The organism is Cyanobacteriota bacterium (assembly GCA_025054735.1).
In the GTDB taxonomy this organism is placed as follows: Bacteria; Cyanobacteriota; Cyanobacteriia; order SKYG9; family SKYG9; genus SKYG9.
The window spans coordinates 1-9,653 of the sequence record JANWZG010000120.1 but is presented as its reverse complement, the minus strand read 5'-3'; the positions used below and the strand labels follow the sequence as shown (position 1 = coordinate 9,653).

Genomic DNA, 9,653 nt, shown 5'->3' with positions numbered 1-9,653 from the left:
GTCAATGTCCGATCGTACTGGCTCGTGGTTAATAAACTTAACAGATAGGCCACCGTTGCATCATTGCCTGGAGTGTTAACAGGCTGCAAGAGTTGCCACTGGGGAGATTCTGGACTCTTAGGGCTAGGCTCGGCGGCAGTGGGGTTTTTCGGTGAAGCTTCGGCAGCAGGGGTTGGTGATGGTGTTGCCGCCTTAGGGGATTTCCGGACGACTTCGATCGCCTTGGCATCAGTTAAAATCCGCACTGAAGTGACATCAGCTTCCTTAAAGGTAAAAATTTGCTGCTGTTGGGCGCGCTGGGCCTCTTGTTGAGGCTTCCCTAGAAACTCTGAGACAAACACTACACCACTCAGCAATACGGCAATGAGCAGCAGCACTAACGTCGATCGTTGAAATTTCATGGGTCAGAACAGCGATTAGCGACATCTCACGACTTACACTAAACTAGCTTATGTTAGATGTGATCAACGATTGATAAATGAGTAGTTGCGGTTAACCTATGCCCAGAACCCAACGGAACGACAACTTTATTGATAAAAGCTTTACGGTTATGGCAGACCTAATCCTGAAGGTGTTGCCCACTAGCCGCAAGGCAAAGGAAGCTTTTGTTTACTATCGAGATGGAATGTCTGCCCAAGCTGACGGGGAATATGCAGAAGCCTTAGAAAACTATCAAGAGGCCCTGAAGCTAGAAGAGGACGCTATTGATCGGAGTTATATTCTTTACAACATGGGCTTAATTTACGCTAGCAATGGTGAACATGAGCGCGCTCTGGAAACCTACCAACAGGCCCTAGACTTGAATCCCCAGATGCCCCAAGCTCTTAATAACACGGCTGTCATTTATCACTATCTGGGTGAAAAGGAAAAAGCAGCAGGCAATATTGATGCAGGCGAAGCGCTGCTGGATAAAGCGGCTGAATTCTGGAAGCGGGCAATTCGGGTGGCTCCCAACAACTACATTGAGGCACAAAACTGGCTAAAAACCACGGGCCGCTCCGACATGGATGTGTACTTTTAACGGCTAGGGAGAAACAGTGGATGATCGACAGAGATCAAGTGCGCAAAGTGGCTCATCTGGCCCGGTTGCAGCTTACGGAGGCTGAAGAGGCTGAATTCACCGTGCAACTCAACAGCATCCTTGACTATTTTCAACAATTGGCAGAAGTTGATACTACAGATGTGCCCCCTACCTTTCGAGCTGTGGATGTCAGCAATGTCATGCGTCCTGATGTGTTGGTGACCGATGTTGACCGGGAAGCCTTGTTGAACGAAGCACCGGATCGTGATGGTGACTTCTTCCGGGTTCCCAAAATTGTCAATGAGTAGTTGTTTTTACACCCTATGGCGATCGAGATTGAGCGCAAGTTTCTAGTCATAGGAGATGCTTGGCGCACGCTAGGGCAGGGCACACTCTATCGTCAGGGCTACATTACTAAGGGTCAAGGCCGCACTGTACGAGTCCGGATAGCGGGTGATCAAGGCTACTTAACCATTAAAGGCGCACCCGTTGGCTTAGTGCGACCAGAATTTGAATATGCGATTCCACTTGCGGATGCTGAAACGATGCTGGCGACTCTGTGCGATCGTCCCCTAATTGAGAAAACTCGCTACCGGATTGACTGGGATGGTTTGGTATGGGAAGTGGATGAATTTTTGGGAGAAAATCAGGGCTTAATCATTGCTGAAGTAGAACTGACCAGCCCTACCCAGGCCATCACCCTGCCCAGTTGGGTGGGCGACGAAGTTACCCATGATGCCCGCTACTACAACGCCAGCCTCGTTAGTCATCCTTTTTCTCGCTGGTAGGTCAGAATCTCTTCATGGTTACTAGATTACCCCAGCGGTAGATATGCAATTCTGGACAGTGATAGCTCAGTTAAGACGTAAGATAAGAAACGCAAAGGTTGCTAGGGGCACGATCGTTCAAAACCAGTAAGTTATGACTAGACGTGAAGATGAGGTTCGGGCTGAGAAGGTTGTAGAGTTACGGAAGCTGGGCATTGCCCCCTACCCCAGCCAGTCTTGGCAGCGCACCCACACCGCTGCTCAAGTGGAGGAGTTGTTTACCCAACCCGATCGTCAACTAGCTCCTAGTGATGTGGATCCGTTGAATGAAACCCTGCGACTCTGCGGTCGGATTGTTTCCAAGCGCAGCAGTGGCAAGCTGATGTTTATGGATTTGCGCGATGCCAGTGGCAAGATTCAGCTTAAGGCAGAGCAGAAAAAGGTTGTGGGTGATGTAGGTTTGTCCTTTGAGCAGATGGGCAAGTTGCTAGATACAGGCGATTTCATCGGGGTCACTGGGGTTGGATGTCGCACCCAGCGCGGCCAGTTGTCTATCGAGGTGCATACAATCCATCTCCTGTCTAAGGCCATCAGTCCCTTTCCTGATAGCTATTACACCGTTAGCGATGCCGAGATGCTCCGTCGCCACCGCGAGCTAGACCTAGTTGCTCATCCTGAAACCTATCAGCGGTTTCTCCTCCGCAGCCAAATTATTCAAAGTGTGCGCACCTATCTATACACTCATCAGTTTCATGAGATTGAAACCCCCATCCTACAAGCCATCTACGGTGGTGCAGAGGCTCGTCCCTTTATTACTCACCACAACGCCCTAGATGCCGACCTCTATCTGCGCATTGCTCCAGAACTATTCCTAAAACGGGCAATTTGTGGCGGTTTTGAACGGGTGTTTGAGCTGGGGCGCGTCTTTCGGAATGAAGGTATCGACAGCACTCACAATCCAGAGTTTACCTCTCTAGAGGTTTATCAAGCCTATGGCGACTATTTTGATATTTTGGCGCTGGTAGAAGAGGTGATTTGTAATGCGGCTCAAACCTGCATTGGCAGTCTGGAACTGGACTATCAGGGACATACCATCAGCCTAGAGCGGCACTACGACTATAGCGATCGCATTCCTGGGTTTACGGGCAAGCACTGGCAGGTCAAGACTATGGTCGAAGCTGTCCAAGAAACGACAGGATTGGATTTTGCCACCCTGGACTTAGAGGCAGCGATCGTTGCTGCCCAGAAGCTGGGCTTAGAACTATCCCACTTGGAAACCCAGAGTCTTGGTCACTTGCTCTATACCGTATTTGACCGACTAGTAGAATCTACCCTCATCCAGCCTACCTTTATCATCGACTTTCCCGTTGAGGTCAGCCCCCTAGCCAAGGGACACCGTAGCAAACCTGGCTTTGTGGAACGGTTCGAGCTATTTATCGCTGGGACTGAGTTCTCCAACGGCTTCTCTGAGTTGAATGATCCCCAGGAACAATATGCTCGCTTCGAGGAGCAGGTGGCCCAGGGCAGGGCTGGTAATGATGAATCGCATCCGATGGATGAAGAGTTTATCCGAGCACTTGAGTTGGGAATGCCCACCTGTGCGGGTATGGGCATCGGTATCGATCGGCTTGTTATGTTACTGACTAATACCCACAGTATTCGGGATGTGATTATGTTCCCCACTATGCGCCCTGTTGCCAAATCAGAATAGCCAAAGCTTGGATCCGAGTTAGCAAAATATGTCCACTTAACTGGGATGAATCCAAGTCAGACCGAGTAGCGTATGTCTGTCGGGATTGTCTGCTGCAACAAACAAACCGCTTGCAAACTATAGCAACAGGCGGGCTTATGGGGACATCGTGGCTCTTGTAGCCCTGAACAGGAGCATTCGGCACCTTGACGGGTGGCGGCATCTTCGCCCCCTTCATTATCGTCAACGGCACGATCGCAGAAGCGCTGGCAGGGCAATGCCAGGTCTATTTCCCCTTCATTGCTGCCAACTCCGACGGTGTGGATCACATCTGCATGTTGGGAAATAACGTCTTTGGCTTCGAGGATTTGCCCAACGGTGGCGATCGCGACTTTAACGACGTAATTGTTCGTGTCAGTATTGCTTAATTCACTTCATCTCTAAGCCTGATTGCTCCATGGAGGGTTGATCTTTCGCCATTGTCTGTGCGATGGATCAACCCTTTCGTGCTCACAGTGGCAATGCTGACCCACTGGTTGCGGTGTCACGCTTCAGAAAGCGGCTAGATCATTCTTCAGATTGTCCCGATAGGGAATGTGGAGGATCGAAAATTTAGACACTGAAACCTTCACCCAAGATAGGTAGTCACTTTGGAAAGTGACCTCAAAATTATGAGTATCCCCGAAGTCACTAGATGCCTGACTGTAGACACTTGACACAACAGTTACCCAGTCCACAAGTGTTCCACGAGTGCTTTGTGGTGGTTACTGAGTGATGGGTGATTGTGATATGTGCATTACTGAGGGTCCTACCATGAATGTTGAATCTAAACCAGCTTCTAAGCCGTTGAATATAGCAACTGACTCACTCTCCACCCAGAATGAGGCGCAGGGTGTTGTGACTGCATCCGATTTATTTGTAGAGTCGTTGTTGCAAGAGTTACGAGCAGAGTTGAAGACACCTAGTCGCAGCGCCCGCAAGGTTGCAGAACGTATTGCTCGGGAAGTTGAGCGCATTTGTGTCAAGAGCGATCGCATCCAGAATTCTGGTCAGGTGCAAACGTGGCGAATGACGCTGGCGAAACATCGCTTACAGAAATGTCTTAGTTACTATCATTTAGGATCCCGGCAGGGACGCACGGAACTGCACAGTACCTTGAGCGCGATCGTGTATCGCTACATTGCTCCTAGTCATGCTCAACTCGGCTTTCAAGCGCGCTGTGCCATGATTGAAGACTTTATGCAGGGGTTCTACATCGAATCCTTAAAGGCCTTCCGCCGTGAAAATCAGTTACCAGATACCTACTCTCCCAAAACCCAGCTAGAACTAGCAGAGTATATGGCTTTTACGGAGCATTACGCTAAACGGCGAATTAATTTGCCGGGTTGTCGTAATCAGCAGTTGATTGTGCTGCGTGCTCAAGGGTATAGCAACCGTCAACCGCCTGAACTGTCAGTGGATATCGAGCTAGCAACGGAATCGAGTAAGGCTGATGATGCAGAAATGGTGAAGCAATCGGCTGCAATTCAACAGGTGCGGGAGCAGATGGTTAGCGAGGTAACAGACCCGGCTGAAGGTGTGCTGCGGGATCGCGTCATAGCAGAGTTAGTACAATACCTAGAATCTCAGGGTCAGCATGATTGTGTTGACTATTTGACCCTAAAGTTGCAAGATCTGTCAGCTCCAGAAATTGATGAAATTTTACAGCTTACAGCTCGGCAACGGGATTACCTTCAGCAGCGGTTTAAGTATCACGTAGAGAAATTTGCTCGCAGCCATCAATGGCGACTTGTGCACCAGTGGTTGGGAGCTGATGTGAATCAAAATTTGGGGCTTTCGTCCCTGCAATGGGAGTCATTTGTTCAACAATTATCACCTGATCAGCAACATTTGCTAGAGCTGAAGCAGGCGCAAAACCAAGACGACACTGCCAACACCCTCACGGATCAAGAGATTGCCAAAGCCCTCAAATGCACACCCAAGCAAGTGCAAAAGCGGTGGAAAAAGCTTCTAGACCTAGCATGGCAGGTAAGAAATGCCGAAACCTAGTCATCCTAACAGATTACAGATAGTCTCTTACAGATAGCCCCTAAGAGAGCGATGTAACCCAACAGGTGATTACCTTAACCATGCTAGTCATAGGCAATGGGATCCGCTTGTCATCCACTGACTAGTAAGCAGGTGCTGCTAACCAGGAAATGGCTGCTCCTAAGCCTGATCCCACCAGCACTTGTACCGGTGTATGGCCTAACAATTCCTTCAGGCGATCAGGGCGAAGCTCATGCTGTTCTTGAAAGACCTCATCCATGATTTGGTTTAGGACTTGTGCCTGCTTTCCAGCGGCTTGGCGAATACCAGCGGCATCATACATCACAATCACTGCTACCACAGTAGCGATCGCAAATTCTGGACTGGCCCAACCTACAGTCTGTCCAACACCTGTAGCTAATGCCGTCACAAGCGCAGAATGGGCGCTGGGCATACCGCCAGTTCCTACTAATAGCCGGAATGTAATTTTACCTTGCTTAACAATATCAACAACTGCTTTGAGAACTTGAGCAATCAGACAGGCTGCGATCGCAACCCAGAGCACATGGTTGTCCAGAATATTACCGATAGTTTGCATATCGCTTAATCTATTGCAATGATCACGATTTTACCGGATTGCAGACCAGCGTAACTATTTGGTCACTCGTGTTGGTTACTAGTGGATACTACCAGGGATTTCCCACTAGGGTGAACGCTGCCCAGTAATAAGGGTGCTTGAGGTTCACAGCTTCATTGCGCACTAATTCAGGGGGTAGGGGAATAACACGACTGCGTGAGCGAAGCTGTCCATCTTGAATGACTACTTTACCTTGAATCAATGCCAGTTGGGCCTGCCGTAATGCCTCAGCTTTAATAGGGACAACCTGCAATTGACTATAAAACTCCTTCATAAGTGCCAGCGTGCCCTCATCACTGACATACCACAGGCTACCCAAGACCGATCGTACCCCTGCCTGAAATGCCAAGCCAGCAAACCCAAGCTCTGCCTGTTCGTTGCCCAACGCTGTGCGACAGGCGCTCAATACCAGCAGATCAACCTTGGGATTATTTAGGCTCAACTCGCGGATTTGGTTAAGGCGCAAGCGGGTATCCCAAAACTGAATGTAGGACTGGCTGAGATCACCAGCTTTAAAGTCTCCATGGGTTGCCAAGTGAATGATGCGGAAGTTGCCCTGACGGTGGCGGCTCTTAAGATTGACTAAGGTAAACGCCTCATTCAGATAAGCTTCGCCCGGCCAGAGGTCATCGGCAATCAGGCGCAGTTCTTCTGGCACAGCAGGCAGGGGGTTTTGTTCCACAAACCTAGAGGCTCCCATTGCCAGCACTTGAGCATCTCGGAGGTCTTCGTAAGTGGTGTCGGTCATGGCTAAGCTAGGCATGAGACCAACGCTGTACTTCTCAATCATGAACTGCTTGCCATCGTGGAGAACGGCTAGGGGCACGGAGCGCAATCCAGGAGCGAGCAATAAACTCAGGTGACGGATGTCCTTTGCCTTCAGGGTGGGTTCTAGGGGGGCAATAAGCCATTGATAGAGAGCCTGAGCAGGTTTACGATACTCATCGCTGCCGGGTTCTGTAATGGCAACCCGGAGACGATCGGCAGTTGCTATTACCTGTTTCCGGGTCACCCCCTGCAACCGACGACGCACATACTTACCATCGGCAGTCGCCACTAATAGTTCTAATTCGTCACGATCGCTTTGAGGTCGGCTAGACCAAGTAGCACGCCGTTTAGATTGGCCAGATTTGGCACGAGCAGTGGGTGAGGATGCAGCCGATGGCACAAAGTTAATAAACACAAAGGCAGAGTTGATGCCAGTTTCTTGGTTCACTCGCCGCAAGGTTGCTGCCGCATCTACATCAGTCGCGAAGTCACTAGCAGAGGCACTGAGATAGTCAGCAAAGTCTGCGGCAAAGTCGCTGTCAATCTCTAATAGATCCAGATCAGTAGCGGGTAAATCTTGAATATTGGCCAAGTCTACATCCAATGAAATATCCGCGAATAGATCATCAAGCAGACTATCTAAGCCTTCAATATCATCCAACTCATCGGCCTGGAAATCATCGACAAAATCTGGAATACCATCTGGAGGATTTGGAGGGGGGTTGGACGAACTGCCGCCAGATGAGTTGCCACCTGGTACAGTAGGTGAACTGCCTTTGGGGATGAAATCCTCAATACTAATAATGCTGATAGTGCCTGTAGCAAGCCCTAAAGCCAGGTTCACGCTAAAGGGAGCATTGTAATTGGTGTAGTCAAGAATATCGAACCCTGCCCCACCGTTAATCGTCCCAGGCACGCTAGCACCATCCTGAAACCCAAAACGATCGCCTAAGCTTCCGCCGACGATATTGCCTACATTCGTGAAACTGAGCCGAGCGGGAAAGCCGCTGATCTCGCCACTGCCAAGCCCGGTAAGTGTCCATTGGGTGAAACGGTTAGGGCCTACCAGTGTATCAACGTTATCAATCTCTGTGATGGCACTAAAGTTAGCATCAGTTCGCAAGGTGACAGTGCCAAAGGGAACAAGGCCACCAATTCTGACCTTGCTGGTGTTAATTGCAGCTATGCTAGCACTGCTGAGAAATGTAGAGTTGCTGCCAATTTCCACATCCAGGCTACTAGTGCGAGGCTGAATTCCTAGCCCGAATCCAGTCAGTGGTCTGCTGATGGCGAGGCGATCGCCTGTGAGGACAATATTGCCACTACCTGCTGATACAGTTTGATTTAGGGCGATATCTGTGCTAGAAGCAACACTTGTGCCCGATAGGAAAATACTGCCACCATTCGAGTTAACACCACTAGATGTAGCGTCAATAATTACCCCATGCCGTCCGCCAATGCTGGTGTTGGAGCCAGTGACGCTAATTTGCCCCCCGGAGGAAGTAATCCGTCCTGCATCCACCACCCAGACTCCACTGCCGCTGCTCGTGCCATTGAGGTCGATCGTTCCAGTAGTGGTGGTAATGGGTTGATTGACACGAATGCCCTCAAAGGAACCAGAGTTAGTACCTCTGAGGGAAATGTTGCCACTAGTAGAGAGAACAGGGCCATTGACAACTATTCCCCAGCCACCTTGGCCAATACCATTAGCAGTGATGTTACCCGTCGTAGTATTAGCAGCACCCAAGTTAATGCCCGTGCCGCCGCTAGGGGCAGTGCCCAGAAGGGTAATGTCACCAGCCCCTGTTGTGATCAGTCCACTACTAGTATTGATGCCGTCCCCACCGGCTATTGTCGTGCCTGTCACGGCGATCGTGCCACTAGCCCCTGTTCGTAACGTAGAGTTTTGAACCAAGACACCAATGAAGTTATTGCTCTGACCACGCAGGGAAATGTTGCCGCCACCTGCGTCTAGGTTTGAGGTGGTGATGGAGATGCCACGGCTGCCCACACCGATTGCTGGATTGAGTAGCGGGTCTATACCGCCGCCCAAAACAATGTTGCCGCCACTGGTGATTATGTTGGCACCTGACAAGCTGATAGTGCCGATACCATCGATGTCCCGATCGGCATTCAGCACAAGGTTGAGTGACTCGCCACCCACTACAGTATCCGTAATTGTGCCGCTAATGGTAATACTATTACCTGCCACCAGGTTTAAGGTTCGGTTAGCATTGATACCGTTATAGTCTAATATTGCACCAGTAACCCACGTAATGTTGCCGCTAGCTTCAAGAGTCACGTCGTTGAGTAGCAGCAAGCTACGCAAATCATTGGTGCCAATTGTCTGACTACCCGGATTCTCCAACGGCTCGCTGAACCCGGCTCCCCAGAAGTTATTGCTGCTCAGTTCAGTGAGAGTTCCCAAAGCACCAGGAGCGATCGTAATCTCATCAGGATCCAGCAGCAATGTGCCATGCCTGCCCAAGGGCGCACTCGTATCCACCTGCCCGCGAAACAGCAGCGTTTGCTTGCCAGAGACTTCCACAAAGCCACCGTTAGAGATGTTAGGAGTTAGGGGAGAGAGAGCTGGGTTGAAACCTAGAACCTCAAACCTATCACCTAGAACCTGTCCCGCACCACGGGCGGTGATGCCCCCTAGGAAGCGGGTGGTGTTGTCTGCCCAGACAATGATTTTGCCACCGTTGCCTGCCTGGAGGGCATCTGCCGCGATCGTCGAAG

The 9,653-nt window shown here is 50.3% G+C and carries 9 protein-coding genes; 6 read left to right on the top strand and 3 right to left on the bottom strand.

From position 1 onward, the window contains the following. The coding region (locus NZ772_07645) for a hypothetical protein (GenBank protein MCS6813429.1) at window positions 1–401 on the bottom strand (401 nt) is incomplete at its 3' end. Window positions 402–499: 98 nt separating this feature from the next. Here NZ772_07645 and NZ772_07640 point away from each other — a divergent pair. From NZ772_07640 to NZ772_07615, 6 genes are all read left to right on the top strand, one after another. After that, entirely contained in the window at window positions 500–1,021 is a 522-nt protein-coding gene (locus tag NZ772_07640; GenBank protein MCS6813428.1) for a photosystem I assembly protein Ycf3, read from the top strand. Window positions 1,022–1,041: 20 nt separating this feature from the next. After that, window positions 1,042–1,329: an Asp-tRNA(Asn)/Glu-tRNA(Gln) amidotransferase subunit GatC gene (gene gatC, locus NZ772_07635; protein ID MCS6813427.1), complete on the top strand. Its 288-nt coding sequence runs from the start codon at window positions 1,042–1,044 to the stop codon at window positions 1,327–1,329. Between the two features lie 15 nt (window positions 1,330–1,344). Then, on the top strand, window positions 1,345–1,809 hold the full coding sequence (locus NZ772_07630) for a CYTH domain-containing protein (GenBank protein ID MCS6813426.1): 465 nt from the start codon (window positions 1,345–1,347) through the stop codon (window positions 1,807–1,809). Between the two features lie 133 nt (window positions 1,810–1,942). Then, a complete protein-coding gene (lysS, locus tag NZ772_07625; protein MCS6813425.1) occupies window positions 1,943–3,499 on the top strand; it encodes a lysine--tRNA ligase in 1,557 nt (518 codons plus the stop codon). A gap of 185 nt (window positions 3,500–3,684) precedes the next feature. Further along, complete coding sequence (locus NZ772_07620) at window positions 3,685–3,906, top strand: DUF4114 domain-containing protein (GenBank protein MCS6813424.1); 222 nt, start codon at window positions 3,685–3,687, stop codon at window positions 3,904–3,906. A gap of 385 nt (window positions 3,907–4,291) precedes the next feature. After that, the gene (locus tag NZ772_07615; protein ID MCS6813423.1) at window positions 4,292–5,527 is read left to right on the top strand and encodes a HetZ-related protein; all 1,236 of its coding nucleotides are present in this window, start codon (window positions 4,292–4,294) and stop codon (window positions 5,525–5,527) included. 121 nt (window positions 5,528–5,648) lie between these two features. Here NZ772_07615 and NZ772_07610 read toward each other — a convergent pair whose 3' ends face one another. Further along, on the bottom strand, window positions 5,649–6,104 hold the full coding sequence (locus NZ772_07610) for a divergent PAP2 family protein (GenBank protein MCS6813422.1): 456 nt from the start codon (window positions 6,102–6,104) through the stop codon (window positions 5,649–5,651). Between the two features lie 88 nt (window positions 6,105–6,192). Further along, window positions 6,193–9,653, bottom strand: a 3,461-nt coding sequence (locus tag NZ772_07605) for a CHAT domain-containing protein (GenBank protein MCS6813421.1), incomplete at its 5' end; no start/stop codon positions are given.